The organism is Streptomyces sp. NPDC090021, from assembly GCF_044748225.1.
In the GTDB taxonomy this organism is placed as follows: Bacteria; Actinomycetota; Actinomycetes; order Streptomycetales; family Streptomycetaceae; genus Streptomyces.
Map to the genome: position 1 here is coordinate 64,805 of NZ_JBIVFO010000001.1, position 15,756 is coordinate 80,560.

14 protein-coding genes are annotated in these 15,756 nt (G+C 73.7%); 3 read left to right on the forward strand and 11 right to left on the reverse strand.

The annotated features are described in order from the left end of the window. Window positions 1–7 precede the first annotated feature (7 nt). Window positions 8–733 (reverse strand): ZIP family metal transporter, encoded by a 726-nt coding sequence (locus ACIPXC_RS00340; protein ID WP_401611651.1) that lies wholly within the window; start codon window positions 731–733, stop codon window positions 8–10. 80 nt (window positions 734–813) lie between these two features. Between ACIPXC_RS00340 and cobC the strand changes: the two genes are divergently transcribed. Together cobC and ACIPXC_RS00350 are read left to right on the forward strand one after the other, a co-directional pair. Beyond that, window positions 814–2,280 carry an Rv2231c family pyridoxal phosphate-dependent protein CobC gene (cobC, locus tag ACIPXC_RS00345; protein WP_401611654.1) on the forward strand — a complete coding sequence of 489 codons (1,467 nt, stop codon included), beginning with the start codon at window positions 814–816 and terminating at the stop codon, window positions 2,278–2,280. A gap of 205 nt (window positions 2,281–2,485) precedes the next feature. Next, window positions 2,486–3,718 carry a CapA family protein gene (locus tag ACIPXC_RS00350; protein WP_401611657.1) on the forward strand — a complete coding sequence of 411 codons (1,233 nt, stop codon included), beginning with the start codon at window positions 2,486–2,488 and terminating at the stop codon, window positions 3,716–3,718. A gap of 107 nt (window positions 3,719–3,825) precedes the next feature. On the opposite strand, the gene ACIPXC_RS00355 is transcribed toward ACIPXC_RS00350, so the two are convergent. The 10 genes from ACIPXC_RS00355 to ACIPXC_RS00400 all read right to left on the reverse strand — a co-directional run bounded on the left by ACIPXC_RS00355 (window position 3,826) and on the right by ACIPXC_RS00400 (window position 14,034). Beyond that, the gene (locus ACIPXC_RS00355; RefSeq protein ID WP_401611660.1) at window positions 3,826–4,779 is read right to left on the reverse strand and encodes an SCO1860 family LAETG-anchored protein; all 954 of its coding nucleotides are present in this window, start codon (window positions 4,777–4,779) and stop codon (window positions 3,826–3,828) included. 244 nt (window positions 4,780–5,023) lie between these two features. Next, window positions 5,024–6,154, reverse strand: a complete 1,131-nt coding sequence (locus tag ACIPXC_RS00360; protein WP_401611663.1) for an amidohydrolase family protein — start codon at window positions 6,152–6,154, stop codon at window positions 5,024–5,026. Window positions 6,155–6,184: 30 nt separating this feature from the next. Beyond that, entirely contained in the window at window positions 6,185–7,246 is a 1,062-nt protein-coding gene (locus ACIPXC_RS00365) for an aminotransferase class V-fold PLP-dependent enzyme (RefSeq protein ID WP_401611666.1), read from the reverse strand. A 70-nt stretch (window positions 7,247–7,316) separates the two neighbouring features. Beyond that, entirely contained in the window at window positions 7,317–8,024 is a 708-nt protein-coding gene (locus tag ACIPXC_RS00370) for a DsbA family oxidoreductase (protein WP_401611669.1), read from the reverse strand. Window positions 8,025–8,137: 113 nt separating this feature from the next. Next, on the reverse strand, window positions 8,138–8,614 hold the full coding sequence (locus tag ACIPXC_RS00375) for a GNAT family N-acetyltransferase (protein ID WP_401611671.1): 477 nt from the start codon (window positions 8,612–8,614) through the stop codon (window positions 8,138–8,140). Between the two features lie 64 nt (window positions 8,615–8,678). Then, a complete protein-coding gene (locus tag ACIPXC_RS00380; protein WP_401611673.1) occupies window positions 8,679–10,127 on the reverse strand; it encodes a peptidoglycan D,D-transpeptidase FtsI family protein in 1,449 nt (482 codons plus the stop codon). Between the two features lie 62 nt (window positions 10,128–10,189). Then, complete coding sequence (locus ACIPXC_RS00385) at window positions 10,190–10,873, reverse strand: response regulator (RefSeq protein WP_401611676.1); 684 nt, start codon at window positions 10,871–10,873, stop codon at window positions 10,190–10,192. Then, window positions 10,870–12,162, reverse strand: coding sequence for a sensor histidine kinase (locus tag ACIPXC_RS00390; protein ID WP_401611679.1), 1,293 nt, complete (start codon window positions 12,160–12,162; stop codon window positions 10,870–10,872). Before ACIPXC_RS00390 ends, ACIPXC_RS00385 begins: the two co-directional genes overlap by 4 nt. Next, window positions 12,162–13,145, reverse strand: a complete 984-nt coding sequence (locus ACIPXC_RS00395) for a hypothetical protein (RefSeq protein ID WP_401611681.1) — start codon at window positions 13,143–13,145, stop codon at window positions 12,162–12,164. Before ACIPXC_RS00395 ends, ACIPXC_RS00390 begins: the two co-directional genes overlap by 1 nt. A 106-nt stretch (window positions 13,146–13,251) precedes the next feature. Then, a complete protein-coding gene (locus tag ACIPXC_RS00400) occupies window positions 13,252–14,034 on the reverse strand; it encodes an IclR family transcriptional regulator (protein WP_401611684.1) in 783 nt (260 codons plus the stop codon). Window positions 14,035–14,171: 137 nt separating this feature from the next. On the opposite strand from ACIPXC_RS00400, the gene ACIPXC_RS00405 reads away from it, so the two are divergent. Then, a complete protein-coding gene (locus ACIPXC_RS00405; protein WP_401611686.1) occupies window positions 14,172–15,695 on the forward strand; it encodes an aldehyde dehydrogenase (NADP(+)) in 1,524 nt (507 codons plus the stop codon). The last annotated feature ends 61 nt before the right edge of the window (window positions 15,696–15,756 follow it).

The window sequence follows — 15,756 nt, forward strand, 5'->3', positions numbered from 1 at the left end:
CGCCGGCTCACTCCGCGATGCCCACCACGAGCCAGATCGCGGCCACCCCGCCCACCGTGCACATCAGCGTGGACAGGGCGGGGTGCTCGTGGTGCGCCTCGGGCAGGATCTCGGCGGCCGCGAGGTAGAGCAGGAGACCTCCGAAGAACCCGAGGTACGCGCCGAGGGGTTCCTCCGGAAGGGTGAAGAGCAGCGTGGACGCGGCGCCCACCACCGGGGCGGCCGCGTCCGCGAAGAGCATCATCAGGGCCTTGCGGCGGTCGTTGCCGTAGAGACTGGTGAGGGTGTAGGTGTTGAACCCGTCGGCGAAGTCGTGGGTGATGACGGCCAGCGCCACGGCCACGCCCATACCGCCGCCGACCTGGAAGGCCGCGCCGAGCGCCACCCCGTCGGCGAGGCTGTGGCCGACCATCGCGGCGGCCGCGGTGAGCCCGACCTCCGGGACGCGCGCGCCGTTCTCGGCGCGGTGCGCGGCCTGACGGACGGCCAGCAGCCGCTCGACGACATGGGCGACGAGGAAACCGGCCACGAAGAGCAGCAGGGCGAGCGGGACGCCGAACACCTCGCTGCCCGCCGCGTGCAGGGCCTCGGGGAGCAGGTCGAGGCCGACGACGCCGAGCATCAGCCCGCCCGCCAGCCCCAGCACGAGGTGGCGGCGGTCGGTGACGCGCTGCGCCGTCCAACCGCCCAGCAGGGTCATCAGGAACGCACCCAACGCCACGATCACGGCCATGTGCCCCTGAATACAGACTCCCCGGGCCGCGCGCACGTCCGCGCGCGGGCGGCGGGCGTCGCAGTGTTGACGGCTGACGGATGTCCGGCGGCGTGCCGGTGACCGTGACGACGGAGGGAGGCCCCGCGGTGGGCGAGGACACGCGGCTGGTGGTCGGGGTCGGCGGGCGGGCGGGAGTGTCCGTCGAGGAACTCTGCGCGCTGGTGGAGGAGACGCTGCGGGGCGCCGGGCTGGCCGCGGCGGCGGTGACGGCGCTGGCCACGGTGGACTCGAAGGCGGGCGAGGCGGGAATCGCCGGGGCGGCTAAACGTTTCGGCGTGCCCGTCGTCGGCTATCCCGCGGACCGGCTGGCCGCCGTCCCCGTACCGCACCCCTCGGAGGCGGCGCGGGCCGCGACCGGCACGCCCTCGGTGGCGGAGGCCGCCGCCCTCGTGGCGGGCGGCGAGCTCCTCGTGCCCAAGCGCCGCTCGCTGTCGGCGACCTGCGCGGTGGCCACGGCGCAGGCCCACGACCTGCGCCATCACGGGGACGCCGAGGTGCTGGGCGCGGGCTCCGACGTGGAGGACCTCGCGGTCAACGTACGGGCGCACACGCCGCCGGAGTGGCTCAAGGAGCGGATCGCCACATCCCTCGGGGACCTCGCCGCGTATCCCGACGGGCGCGCGGCCCGTGCGGCGGTGGCGGCCCGGCACGGGCTGCCGGTCGAGCGGGTGCTGCTGACGGCGGGGGCCGCGGAGGCCTTCGTACTGATCGCGCGGGCCCTGGGCGCCGTACGGCCGGTCGTGGTGCATCCGCAGTTCACCGAGCCGGAAGCCGCCCTGCGGGACGCCGGCCATCAGGTCGAGCGGGTGGTGCTGCGCGCCGAGGACGGGTTCCGGCTGGATCCGGCGGCCGTGCCGGAGGACGCCGACCTGGTGGTCGTCGGCAACCCGACCAATCCGACGTCCGTCCTGCATCCGGCGGCGGCCCTGGCCGCGCTCGCCCGGCCGGGCCGGATCCTGGTGGTGGACGAGGCCTTCATGGACGCGGTCCCGGGCGAACGGGAGGCCCTCGCGGGCCGGACGGACCTGCCGGGGCTGGTGGTGCTGCGGAGCCTGACGAAGACGTGGGGCCTGGCGGGGCTGCGGATCGGCTACGTGCTGGCCGAGCCCGCGGTGATCGCGAAGCTGGCGGCGGCACAGCCGCTGTGGCCGGTGTCGACGCCCGCCCTGGTGGCGGCCGAGGCCTGCGTGGCTCCGGCGGCGCTGGCCGAGGCGGAGGAGGCGGCGCGGCGGATCGCGGTGGACCGGGCGCACCTGCTGGCCGGGCTCGCGGAGTTCGAGGAGGTGACGGTCGTGGGCCGGGCGGAGGGTCCGTTCGTCCTGATCCGGGTGGCGGACGGCGCGGAGGTCCGCACCCGGTTGCGGGCCCTCGGCTTCGCCGTCCGACGCGGGGACACCTTCCCCGGGCTGGACCGGACCTGGCTGCGGCTGGCGGTGCGCGACCGGGCGACGACGGGACGGCTGCTGCAGGCCCTGGACCGGGCCCTGGCACTGACCTCGCGCTGACCTCGCGCCAGCCCGGCGCCGGGCTGGGCCCGGCCTCGCGCCGGCCTGGGCCCGGCCTCGGGAACGTCGCGCACTCACCCGCCTGACCTGCGCGTTCTCAGGGACTCCGGTGCCGGGTTCACTCGAACGGCCCCCTTACGATGGCTGCGGGGGCGGGGCCGTTCGACGATCCCCGCATCGGTGCACGGACAACGGGGGCAAGGGTATGAGGGCATCCGCAGCGACAGGCGCAGCGCTGGCCGGACTGGTGATCGTGGGCGGCGCACTGTACGCCGTGCCGCAGCTGCTCGACGGGGACGACGCGTCCGCCGCACGGCAGCGGCTGGGGGCCGGACAGGACCGCGTCGCGACACCCCCGCCGACGGCCGCCGCCGCTCCCGCGGGGCAGCCGTTCACGCTGCTGGCGACCGGGGACATCATCCCGTACCCGTCGATCGTCCAGCGGGCGGGCGACGATGCCGGCCAGGCCGGGGAGTACGACTTCCGGAAGATACTCGCCGGGGTCAAACCCCTGGTCTCCGCCGCCGACCTGGCGATATGCCACCACGAGATACCGTACGGGCGCCCCGGCGGCCCCTACACCGGCTATCCCACCTTCAAGGCCCCGCACCAGCTGGCGGACGCCCTCAAGGACGCCGGGTACGACGGGTGTTCCACCGCCTCGAACCACACGCTGGACGACGGCTACGAGGGCCTGGCCCGCACCCTGGAGCACCTGGACCGGGTCGGCATCCCGCACGTCGGATCGGCGCGCAGCGCGGAGGAGGCCAGGGCCCCGGCCCTGCTCTCGGCGGGCGGCGCGAAGGTCGCCCAGCTGTCGTACACGTACGGCACGAACGGCATCCCGCTCCCCCCGGACAAGCCGTGGGCCGTGAACCTGATCGACAAGGACCGGATCATCGCCGACGCCCGGGCCGCCCGGGCGGGCGGCGCGAACGTCGTGGTCCTCAGCGTCCACTGGGGCACCGAATGGCAGACCGCCCCCGACCGGCAGCAGACGGAGCTGGCGCAGGCACTGACCGCCTCCCGCTCGGCCGACGGCCTTCCCGACATCGACCTGATCATCGGCACGCACAACCACGTGCCGCAGCCCTACGAGAAGATCAACGGCACCTGGGTGGTCTTCGGGATGGGCGACCAGGTCGCCAGCTTCGTCCCGGCCGACAAGCTGCGCGGCAACCAGTCCTCGGTCCCCCGCTTCACCTTCGCCCCGGCGGCGGACCGGCCCGGCCGCTGGGACGTGGTGAAGGCCGAATACCTCACGCAGTACTCGGACATGGGTCCGCCGTTCCGCGTCGTCTGTGCCTCCTGCGCGGCCGCGGACGAGACGCTCCCGGCCGTGAAGCGCGGCGAGTACGCGCGGATCGACCGGCAGGTCACCGACGCCGTGATGTCACGCGGCGCGGGTGATCAGGGGCTCACCCACGCCACCCGTTGAGCACTCCCCTCCGATGTGCTCGCCGGGTGGCGGTGGTGCCGGCCGCGGCAGCACCGGACGGCGGGCCGGGCTCCGGGCCTGACTCCGGGCCGGGTGACCCGGCGGTCCTACTGGGCCCTGCCCCGCCGGGTCAGGAAGAGCGCGCCGCCGCCGAGGGCGAGGAGAGTCAGCGCACCGCCCGTGATGAAGGGGGTGAGCGAACCACCGCCGGTCTCGGCCAGGTTGGCGTCCGTGGCGCTGCCCGCACCGGTGCCCGAGCCCGTGGCGCCGCCGGTGCCGGTCCCGGTCTGGGTCTGGGTCTGGGTCTTGATGCCGGGCTGCTCGGGTGCCTTCGCCGTCGGGGCCGGGCCCTTCGGGGATGCGCAGTGCGCCTCGGCCAGCACAATCTCGCCGTCCACCTGTGCGACGTTCAGGTTCAGCGGGTTCACCGCCACCTTCAGCCGGAGCGCGGCCGCGGCGGCGGTGGTGGACGTGGTCTCGGTGCCGGACAGCTCCATGCTGACCATGCCCACGCCGGGGACCTCGACCTTGGTGGGACCGCCCGCCGTCAGGGTGACCTTCTTGCCGAGCACGGTCACCGTGCCGAGGACGTTGGCGCTGGCCACCGGCTTCTTGCCGGCTTCGCAGACGGCCCTGGAGGTGACCTTCTCCACCTCGATCAGCGAGAGCAGCGGGAGTCCGGGCACGTGCACGCGGGCCTTGGCCAGATGTGCCTCGGCCTCCGCCTTCGTCCTGTCCGCGGTGGCCTTGGACGTGGCGACGTCCGCGCGCAGCACGCTGACCGGCTTGTTCCCCTCGACCCCGTCCAGGGTGACGGTCAGCGCCGTCTTCTCGGCCGTCGCGGGGGCGCTGACCTCGTTGAGGGTCGCCTTCAGCGGGACGTGCACGGTCTTGTTGAGCAGACCCACGTCCAGCCCGGTACGCAGGACGACAGCGCCGGACCTGCCCTCTCCGCCGGCGGGGGTGCCTCCCGTGGCGGAGGCGGGCGGTGCGGTGAGCAGGGCGACCGCCCCCGTGGCGAGCAGAACGGCCGCGGGCATGCGGAAGGTATTGCTGTTCAAGGTGCTGGAACCCCCGGGGAGTTGGGTGCCGTCGCGCGGCCAATGGGGGACATCGCACGCGCCGACGGCTTCGACCCTGGGAATCCTTACTCAATGTGGGTGACGGGGCAGCCACCTGAGGCCACTTCACCCCAAAGGGTGGTTTCCGCATTGGATTTCGATTTGCCGCCCCGCTCACCGCACCACGTTCGGTCCACGGCGTTCGGGCCACCCCCTTCGAGCCACCGCGCTCGGGCCACCGCCCTCAGGCCCTGACCCTGCCGTCGACGACCACCCGCCGCGGCTGCGCCAGCACCCGTACGTCGGCCCGCGGATCGGCGTCGTAGACGACCAGGTCCGCCGGGGCGCCCTCGGTGAGCCCCGGCCTGCCGAGCCACTCGCGGGCCGCCCAGGCCGTAGCCGAGAGGGCCTCCAGGGCCGGGATCCCGGCCTTCACCAGCTCGGCGACCTCCGCCGCGACCAGCCCGTGCGGCAGGGAGCCCCCGGCGTCGGTACCGACGAAGACCCGGATGCCCGCGTCGTGGGCGGCCCGCACGGTGTCGTAGCGCCGCTCGTGGAGCCGCCGCATGTGGGCCGACCAGCGGGGGAACTTCGCGTCACCGCCCGCCGCGAGCTTCGGGAAGGTCGCGATGTTCACGAGGGTGGGGACGATCGCCACCCCGCGCTGCGCGAACAGCGGGATGGTGTCCTCGGTGAGGCCGGTGGCGTGTTCGACGCAGTCGATGCCCGCCTCGACGAGGTCGCGCAGCGAGTCCTCGGCGAAACAGTGCGCGGTGACCCGGGCACCCAGCCGGTGCGCCTCGGCGATGGCCGCCTCGACCTCGGCGCGCGGCCAGCAGGCCGTCAGGTCGCCGGCGTCGCGGTCGATCCAGTCGCCGACCAGCTTCACCCAGCCGTCGCCGCGCCGCGCCTCGCGGCCGACGTACTCGACGAGGTCGGCCGGCTCGATCTCATGGGCGTAGTTGCGGATGTAACGGCGGGTGCGCGCGATGTGCCGACCCGCCCGGATGATCTTCGGGAGGTCCTCGCGGTCGTCGATCCAGCGGGTGTCCGAGGGCGATCCGGCGTCGCGGATCAGGAGGGTGCCCGCGTCACGGTCGGTGAGTGCCTGGCGCTCGGCCGTCCCGGGGTCGACCGGCCCGTGGGCGTCGAGCCCCACGTGGCAGTGCGCGTCGACCAGCCCGGGCAGGACCCAGCCGGTCACCGTGGTGACCTCGCGGGCGCCGGGCGGGCGCTCGTAGGAGACGCGCCCGCCGACGACCCAGAGTTCGTCGCGGACCTCGTCGGGTCCGATCAGCACCCGCCCCTTCACGTGCAGCACCTCGCCCGGACCGCTCGGATCGCCCGGACCGCTCACATCGCTCACATCGCTCATGGCGGCACTGTACGTGCGGCCCCCGCAGCCTCAGGAGGCGGAGAGGACGTCCAGGAGCCGGTCCACCTCCGCCTCCGTGTTGTACAGGTGGAACGAGGCTCGCAGCAGACCCGCGCGGGCCGAGGTGAGAATGCCGGCCGCCTCCAGGGCGGGCTGCCGGTCGGCGAGGCCCGGCACGGAGACGATGGCGGCGTCACCGGGCACGGGCTCGTGGCCGAGGCTCGCGAGTCCGGCTCGGTAGCGGGCGGCCAGGGCGGTGTCGTGGGCGTGCACGGCCTCGATGCCGATCCGCTCGAACAGGGCCAGCGAGACCTCTGCCGCGTGGTAGGCGAGGAAGGCGGGGGACTCGTCGAACCTCCGCGCGGAGGTGGCCAGTCCGGGCATCGGACCGTAGATGGCGTCCCACATGGACTCCGCCGCCACCCATCCGGCGTGCAGCGGGGTCAGCGCGTCCTGCGCCTCCCGCGAAACGGTCATGAACGAGGCCCCGCGGACGCCGAGCAGCCACTTGAAGCCGACGGCGACCGTGTAGTCGTACGGCGAGGCGTCGAAGGGCAGCCAGCCCGCCGCCTGGGACGCGTCCACGAGCATCCGGGCCCCGTGCGCGGCGGTCGCCGCACGGACCGCCGCCAGGTCGGCCTTGCGCCCGTCCGCGGACTGGACGGCGCTCAGCGAGACCAGGGCGGTCTCGGGGCCGACGGCCTCGGCGAGGGACTCCAGCGGCGCGAACCGCACCTTGAGGTCGTCCCGCACCACGAACGGGTTGATCACGGAGGCGAAGTCGTCCTCCGGGCACAGCACTTCGGCGCCGGAGGGCAGCGAGGCCGCGACGAGGCCGACGTGGGTGGCCACGGCCGAGCCGACGGCCACCCGGTCGGCGTCCACCCCGACCAGGCGGGCGAAGGAGGCGCGGGCGCGGTTCACGCGGTCGAAGTCCCCGAATCCGGCGGGGGCCCCGGCCCCCGCCGCCTCGGCCAGCTCCTTCATGGCCGCGACGGCGGAACGCGGGACGACTCCGCACTTGGCGGAGTTGAGATAGGTGGTGGAGTGGGCGAATTCGGCACGGGTCGCTTCGGCGATCGGAAGATCCATGTCGTCAACTCTGCGCCAGGAACGACCCAAAGTCCATTGCCGATTTTCACTCACCCACCCCAAGCAATACTTATACCTGTGGGGCGGCGCACGACCCGTCGGGCTCGCACGCGTCGGCCGCGTCGGCCGGTTCCGCCACCTCGCGCCCGGCCCACGCCTGCTCCAGGGCCCGGGTGAACACCTCGGCCGGCTGCCCGCCGGAGATCCCGTAGCGGCGGTCGAGGACGAAGAAGGGCACGGCGTTCGCACCCAGCTCAGCGGCCTCGCGCTCGTCGGCGCGGACCTCGTCGGCGTAGGCGGAGCCGTCGGCGAGGACGGCACGCGCCTCCGCCTCCTCCAAGCCGGCCTCGACCGCGAGCGAGACCAGCACCTCGGGGTCGAACACGGAGCGCTCCTCGGCGAAGTTGGCCCGGTAGGCGAGGTCGAGCAGCTCCTCCTGCCGGCCCCTGGCGTCGGCCAGGTGCAGCAGCCGGTGGATGTCGAAGGTGTTGCCGTGGTCGCGCCCGTCGGTCCGGTACGCCAGCCCCTCGGCGCGGGCGCTCGCGGCGACGTGCTCCTCCATGCCGCGCGCCTCGTCGAGGGTGCGGCCGTACTTCTTGGCGAGCATCTCCACGACGGGGGCGGTCACGCCCTTGGGGCTGCGCGGGTCGAGCTCGAAGGACCGGAAGACGACCTCCACCTCGTCACGGTGCGCGAACTCGGCCAGCCCCTTGGTGAAACGGGCCTTGCCGATGTAGCACCAGGGGCAGGCGATGTCGCTCCAGATCTCGACGCGCATGATCCTTCTTCTCTCCGGGGTCGCGGGGGGACGGTTTGCCGTTCAACCATCAGTGGTGTGAACCATCTACCCCGCCGTCTCATTCCCCGGACGCCGCGGGCGGCGCGGCTGCCTCAGGCGACGTCCAGCCAGAGCGTGCGGTGGCTGCCCGACGGGGTGTCCGCCGGGTCGGGCAGCCAGCCGTGGGCCGCGTAGAAGGCCTGGGCACGGAGGTTGTGCTCGTACACCTCCAGGCGGACCCGGCGGACGCCGGAGCGCCGCCAGGCCGCCACGCACGCGGCGTGCAGGGCGCCCCCGGTTCCCCGGCGCCAGTGGACCGGATCGACGTGCAGCTGGGTGAGGGTGGTCCGGCCGTCCTGCGTGCGGTACGCGGCGACCCCGGCGAGTTCACCGCCCACCTCGGCGCAGAGAACCCCGCCCTCGGTGGCGTCGCGGGCGACGGCCAGAGCCCAGCCCTCGCGGGTGCGGGCCAGCTCGGCCTCCCCGGCGTAGGCCTCCTCGGGTATGTGGCCCTCGTAGTAGGTGGCGCGGGCCCTGGTGTGGAGGGCGGCGATGGCGTCGAGGTCGGCGGGGCGCGCATTCCTGATCATGAAGACAGATACGCGCCGGGAACCACGTCGGTTCCCGGCGCGTCGGGCACGGAGCCCCGCCCGCCTACTTCTTCAGCCAGGCCTGCATCATCTTCTGCGCGATCGGCGCGGCCAGCTTGCCGCCGCCGATCTCGGAACGGTCGGTGTCGGAGTTCTCGATCACCACGGCCACGGCGATCTGCTTGCCGTTCGCCTTGCCGTAGGAGGTGAACCAGGCAAGCGGCGCCAGGCTGTTGTTCACGCCGCGCTGGGCGGTGCCGGTCTTGCCGCCCACCTCTGCGCCCGGCACCTGGGCCGGCTTGCCGCCGCCCTCGGTGGCGACGGTGCGCATGGCGTCCCGGATCATCGAGGCCGTCCGCTCCTTCATCACCTGCTGGGACGTCGGGTCCTTGAAGCTCTCCAGCACGTTGCCGTTGGCATCGGTGACCTCGGAGACCATGTGCGGGGCGACGAGCTTGCCGCCGTTCTCGATCGCGGCCGTGACCATCGCCATCTGCAGCGGGGTGGCCTGGACGTCGAACTGGCCGATGCCCGTCTGCGCGACCTGGTCGATCGACATCTTCTTGGACGGGTACTTGCTCGGCGGGTTGGTGCGGACCGGGGTGTCGATCTGCGTGTTGAAGCCGAGCTTCTCGGCGGTCGCGCGCATCTTGTCCTGGCCGAGCTTGGAGGCCAGCTCGGCGAACACGTTGTTGCAGGACAGACGCAGGGCGGTGCGGACCGAGACGTTGTTGCAGGCCGCGGAGCCCGCCTCGCTGGGCAGCGGGGTGCGGGTGCCGGGGATGGTGTACGGGTCGGCGATGCCGGTCTGCCGGTCGATGTCGGTGACCAGACCGTTCTCGATCGCCGCGGCGAGGGTGACCAGCTTGAAGGTGGAGCCGGGCGCCTGGGGCTTGCGGAGGGCCACGTTCTCCATGGCCTTGCCCTTGTCGGCGGAGAGCGCGTCCCAGGCCTTCTGATCGTTGGCGCCGGCGATGCTGCCCGGGTCGAAGGAGGGGTTGTTCACGACGGCGAGGATCTCGCCGGTGACGGGGTCGATGGCCACGGCGGCGCCCTGCTTGCCCTGGAGAGCGTCGTAGGCGGCCTTCTGGACGTCCTTGTCGATCGTGGTGAGGACATTGCCGGGGTCGGCGCGCTTGTTGGTGAGCATGTCCATCACGGTCTTCAGCCGGCTGTCGGAGCCGTTGAGCACGTTCTTGTAGACACCCTCCAGCATGCTGGTGCCGAAGGCCTGTGAGCTGTAACCGGTGACGGGCGCGTAGAGGGGGCCGTCGACGTACGTCCGCTTGTAGCCGAAGTCCTTGCCTCCCGTCTTCTCCGAACCGGTGATCGCCTCCCCGCCCACGATGATGTTGCCCAGCGGGTTCTCGTACTGCCCGATGAGATTGCGGCGGTTGTGCTTGTCGTCTGCGAGGGCCTGGCCTTGGTACGCCTGCACCCAGGTGACGCGGACCAGCAGGGCCAGCACCAGGAGCAGACAGAAGACCGACGCACGCCTGATCGTTTTGTTCATCGAACGAAAAGACGTCCCGGCGACCCCTGGCGTTCCGCTCTGCCCCGATTGTGGCCGAGTTCTCAGCGGTTCTTCATGATGAAGCCTCCCTCGTAGGCCGCGATGACCGCCTGGGTGCGATCGCGGGAGCCGGTCTTGGTGAGGACCGACGCGACGTGTGTCTTGACCGTCTGGGGTCCGACTCCGAGGCGTTCGCTCATCTCGTGGTTGGACAGTCCGGTGGCCATCAGGCGCAGTACATCGGCCTCCCGGTCGGTGAGCCTGGCGATCCATGGGGCGGCGGCGGGAGCGGGGGCCGACGCGTGCGTGGCGGCGAGGGAGCGGACGGCGGCCGGGAAGAGCAGCGAATCGCCGCGGGCGACGAGCCGGACCGCTCCGATCAGCTCGTCGGGGTCGGCGCGCTTGAGGAGGAAGCCGACGGCGCCGGCGCGCAGCGCGTCGTAGACATGGGCGTCGTTCTCGAAAGTGGTGACGACCACGATCCTGGGCGGCTCGGCCATGGTGGCGAGGATCTGCTCGGTGGCCCGGATGCCGTCGATCTCGGGCATCCGGACGTCCATCAGCACCACGTCGGGGGTGAGGGAGCGCACCAGCGGGATCGCCTCGGCACCGGTGGCGGCCTCGCCGACGACCTCCAGGTCCGCCTCGGCCTCGAGGAGGACGCGCAGGGCGGTGCGGACCATCCGCTCGTCGTCGCAGAGCACGATGCGCAGCGGCGGCCGGCCCGCCGGGGCGGTCGCGGTCATCGGTCGCCTCCGGCCAGCGGGAGGACCGCGCGCAGCCGCCAGCGGTCCTCGTACGGACCCGCCTCGATGCTCCCGCCGAGCAGTGCGGCCCGCTCCGCGGAGCCGCGCAGCCCGCGGCCGCCGGTGGTGCGGCCCTCCCGGCCCTCGGGCCCGGCAGGCGGATTGGTCATGGTGATCTCCAGTTCTCGCGGTGCGGTGTCGTGGCCGGCCCGGACGAGGATCCGCAGATCCACCGGGCCGCCGCCGTGGCGCAGGGCGTTGCTGAGGCCCTCCTGGACGATCCGGTAGGCCTCGCGCGAGGTGATCTCCGGAAGCCTGCGCCAGTCCTCCACGGGCCCGGGGTCCTGGTGTGCGGTGACGGCGGCTCCCGCGGCCCGGGTGCGGGCCAGCAGGCCGTCGAGGTCGGCGGCGAGGGTGGGGGCGGGGGCGGTCGCGCCGTCCGGCCGGGCCGGGTCTCCCTCGCGCAGCAGGCCCAGTACGGCGTCCAGCTCGCCCACCGTCCGCCGGGTGGTGTCCTCGATCGCGGTGAGCGCCTCCCGGACGAACGCGGGGTCGCGCTCCAGCATCCGCCGGGCGGCGGCCGCCTGGAGGGTGACGGCGCTGAGCGCGTGCCCGACCGCGTCGTGCAGCTCCCGGGCGAGCCGGTTGCGCACGGCCAGGTCGGCGGCCCGCTCCTCGGCCGCCGCGAGCCGGTCCGCCGCCGTCGGCCCGAGCAGTACGGGTGCCAGCCGGGCCAGCACCTTCCCCGCTCCGGCCGCGCACAGGGTGAGAGCGGCCAGGAGGCCGATCCCGAGGAGGGGCGCCGTGTACGTCTCCACGCCGGTGTTGAACCACCCGAATCCCAGCCGTACTTCGCGCAGTCCGCTGACGAAGGGCAGGAGGAGTAGCACCACTGCCATGGGCGGCACTGCCAGGGTCATCCCGCTGACCAGCGCCCCGACCCCCAGGTGCAGGGTCCACCAGGCGGAGGCCCGCCCCCGCGCGGCCCAGCTCCGCGCCGGCCCTTCGGCGAGCCGCTCCCCCGGCACCCCGCACATGGCCCGCACGGCGGCCACCGACAGCGGCCGGACCAGCCCGTACACCCCGGTGAGGGCGGCCAGCGGCAGAGCCGCCGCGTAGGCGGCGAGGCTCAGGGGGAGGGAGGACAGGGCGTTGGCCCCGCCGGCCGCCGAGCCGACCCCCACCGAGGCCAGGAGGAAGTACGGCATCAGCAGCGCCCCGCCGAGGATCTGGTGGAGCCATCGCAGCCGGGCCCGCTCGCCCAGCAGCCGGCCCGGGCCGTCGCGCATCAGCTCGTGCGTCGGGATATGAGGAACCGGGTGAGGACGGCGGTGGCGAGCGCTCCGGTGACCATCTGTCCAGCGTAGATCAACTGCCCGGCGGTGGACGGTGCTGCGCCGCCGTCCGGCTGCGGGCCCAGCGAGGCGATCAGCATCCAGGCCCCCCAGGCCAGGGTCGCCGCGGCGCCGACCCAGGTGAGCCCGAGCGGCCACCGTGCCCGCAGCGTCCCGCCGCGGGCCAGGAGCAACGTGCCCACTCCGGCGGCAAGCGCACAGATCGCGTGGGCAACCGAGGCCATGGCGCTCTCCACCGCATACGCCTCGGCACGCTCGGCGCTCAACCCGGCCGTACCGCCGAAGGCCCAGTAGAGGTCCAGCGTTCCCAGGGCCAGGGCGCACGGGACCGCGGCTGCCGCCACCACCCCCGTGGGCGACGGCAGCCGCTCTCCCAGCACGCCCTGCCACCGCCGGCCCCAGCGCCTGCGCGCATAGGGCACGAACAGTCCGGCCAGGGCGAGTCCTTGGACGGTGAATCCCGTGTACACGACGATGAAAACCCAGGAGTCCAGGAAGGGCTCCCGCGCGGCCGTCTCGTCCGGGCCGGTCCCGAAGCCGAGGGCCCGTACGAGGAGCTGGCCGGGGAAGCCGAGGAGGATCGGGGCCAGCAGGCCCGTGGCGGTGAACATCGGAACGGTCAGCATCCAGGCGGGCGTTCTCAGCCCCCAGGGTCTGGTGAGCACCAGGACGAGCACGATCACGGCCGCGTCCATGGCCAGCGTGACGGCATTGGCCGCGGTGAGGAACGGGCCGGCCTCCAACAGCACGCTGCCGTCCGGTATCCCGATCCGGCTGCCGGACAGCCAGGCGGCCTTGAGCGCCAGATACGGCACCGTGGCCGCCAGGGCCGCTGCCGCGAGGACGCGCCTCCCGGCCCCCTGCGACGGGGTGGAGGACCGCGGTTCGTACCTCGTGTGAACGCCTCGTGTGGTCATGTCCCAACGGTCGCGCGCACAGCGGCCCGCCACCTCCCCCTCGAAGGGGAACCGCCTCCCCCGTGCGGGGGAGGAACCTCCCGGACCCGCGGCGCCGCGCGCGCCGTCACATGCGGCGCGTCACCACCGACAGCCGGTCGCGTGCCTCGAACAGCGCCGCCTTGATGACCTGCTCGTGCCCGGGCGTCAGCCGGGCCACCGGCACCGAGCAGCTCACCGCGTCCCTGGCCGGTGTCCGGTACGGCACGGCCACGCCGAAGCAGCGCAGTCCGAGGGTGTTCTCCTCCCGGTCCACCGCGTACCCCTGCTCCCGTACCAGTTCCAGCTCCTCGATGAGCTGCTCCCGGTCGGTGATGGTGTGCTCGGTGACCGCCTCCAGCCGCCGCGGCAGCAGCGCCCGCACCTCCGCGTCCAAGTGCGTGGCGAGCAGCGCCTTGCCGAGCGCCGTCGAGTGCACGGGCAGCCGCCGTCCGACCCGGGTGAAGGGCCTCAGGTAGTGCTGGGACTGCCGGGTGGCGAGGTACACCACGCTCGTCCCGTCGATCCGGGCCAGGTGGATGGTCTCCGTCGTGTCGTCGGAGAGCCGGTCCAGGGTGGGCCGGGCCGCGGCCACCACCTCGTCGCCGTCGATGTACGAGCTGCCGACCAGCAGGGCCCGTACGCCGATGCCGTACCGCGTGCCCGTCGCGTCGGTCTCGACCCAGCCCAGGTTCACCAGGGTGCGCAGCAGCATGTAGAGGCTGGACTTGGGCAGGGAGAGGTCGTTCTGGATGTCGGCCAGGCTGTGCAGCCCCGGCCGCGCCGCGAAGTGCTCCAGCAGCAGGACGGTGCGGACCGCCGATTTGACCGGCGCGGCCTGGGCAGGGATCCCCGGCTCGGTCGTCGTCATACGCCTGCTTCCCCTCTGGCCGCCACTCGTCGGCACTTGTCACGCGGAGGACCCGGAAATAGAGTCCGCAGCAGATGTGATCATTCATCCACCGGAACCGCGTTCAGAATACTGAACGATCCAGGAGGCAGTGGGCCATGACAGCGACACCAGTCTGGAGTGTGGACCCCCGCACCGGGAAGCAGCGCGAACAGGTTGCGGTGGAGGCCACACCCCGCGAGGTGGACGAGGCCGTACGGGCCGCCCACGCCGCCCGCGGGCCGCTCGCGGACGCCGGCGTCCGCGCCGCCTTCCTGCGCACCGCCGCCGCGCTGCTCGACGAGGCCGCCGCCCACGTCATCGAGGCCGCCGACGCCGAGACCGCGCTGGGCCCGGGCCGGCTCACCGGCGAACTGGCCCGCACCACCGGCCAGCTGCGCGCCTTCGCCGACGCCGTCGACGAGGGGTCCTACCTCGACGTCCGGATCGACCGCGCCGATCCCTCGCTCAGCCCGCCCCGCCCCGAGCTGCGCCGCTACAAGGTGCCGCTCGGCGTGGTCGCGGTCTACGCCGCCTCCAACTTCCCGCTCGCCTTCTCCGTCCCCGGCGGGGACACCGCGAGCGCGCTGGCCGCGGGCTGCCCGGTCGTGGTCAAGGCGCACCCCGACCACCCCGCCACCTCCGAGCTGTGCGCCTCGCTGCTGCGCCGCGCCGCCGTCGCGGTCGGGCTGCCGCCCGAAGTGGTGAGCGTGGTGCACGGGTTCGACGCAGGCCTGGAGCTGATCCGCCACCCGCTGGTCGCCGCCGCCGGATTCACCGGTTCCGTCCGGGGCGGCAGGGCGCTGTTCGACGCCGCCGCCGCCCGGCCCGTGCCCATCCCCTTCCACGGGGAACTGGGCTCCCTCAACCCCGTCGTGGTCACCCCGGCCGCGGCCGCCGAACGCGCCGAGGAGATCGGCTCCGGTCTCGCGGGCTCGATGACCCTCGGCGTCGGCCAGTTCTGCGTGAAGCCCGGTCTGGTCCTGGTGCCCGACGGCGCGGACGGCGACCGGATCACCGGCGCGCTCACCAAGGCCCTCGGCGAGATCGAGCCCGGGGTGCTCCTCGACCGGCGGATGCGGGAGAACTTCATCTCCGGGGTGCGCGAGCGGGCCGCGCTGCCCGGCGTCGAGGCCCCCGTCACGCCGGGGGCCGGCGGTGAGCACACCGTGGGTGCGGGCTATCTGACCGTGCGGGCCGGGGACCTCCTCGCGGGCGACGGTCACGGCCTCCTCCTGGAGGAGTGCTTCGGTCCGGTCACCGTCGTCGTGCGGTACGGCGGGCAGTCCGAGGCGGGCGCTGTCCTCGGGCTGCTGGACGGGAACCTGAGCGCCACCCTCCAGCTGTCGGCCGTCGAGACCGAAGGCGCCCCGGGCCCGGCGGCCGAGCTGATCGGGCAGGTCACCCGGCTGGCGGGGCGGATCGTGGTCAACGGGTGGCCGACGGGGGTCGCGGTGGCCCCGGCCCAGCACCACGGCGGGCCGTACCCGGCCGCGACCTCGCACTCCACCTCCGTGGGCGGCACGGCGATCGAGCGCTGGCTGCGGCCGGTGGCCTACCAGTCGGTGCCGGACGCGCTGCTGCCGGCCGAGCTGCGCGAGGCCAACCCCCTGGGACTCCCCCGCCGGGTCACGGGCGGCTGACCCCGCCGGCCGGGCCCCGGGGTGCCCGGCCGCCCTGCGCGCCCGGGCAGGCGCGCGCACG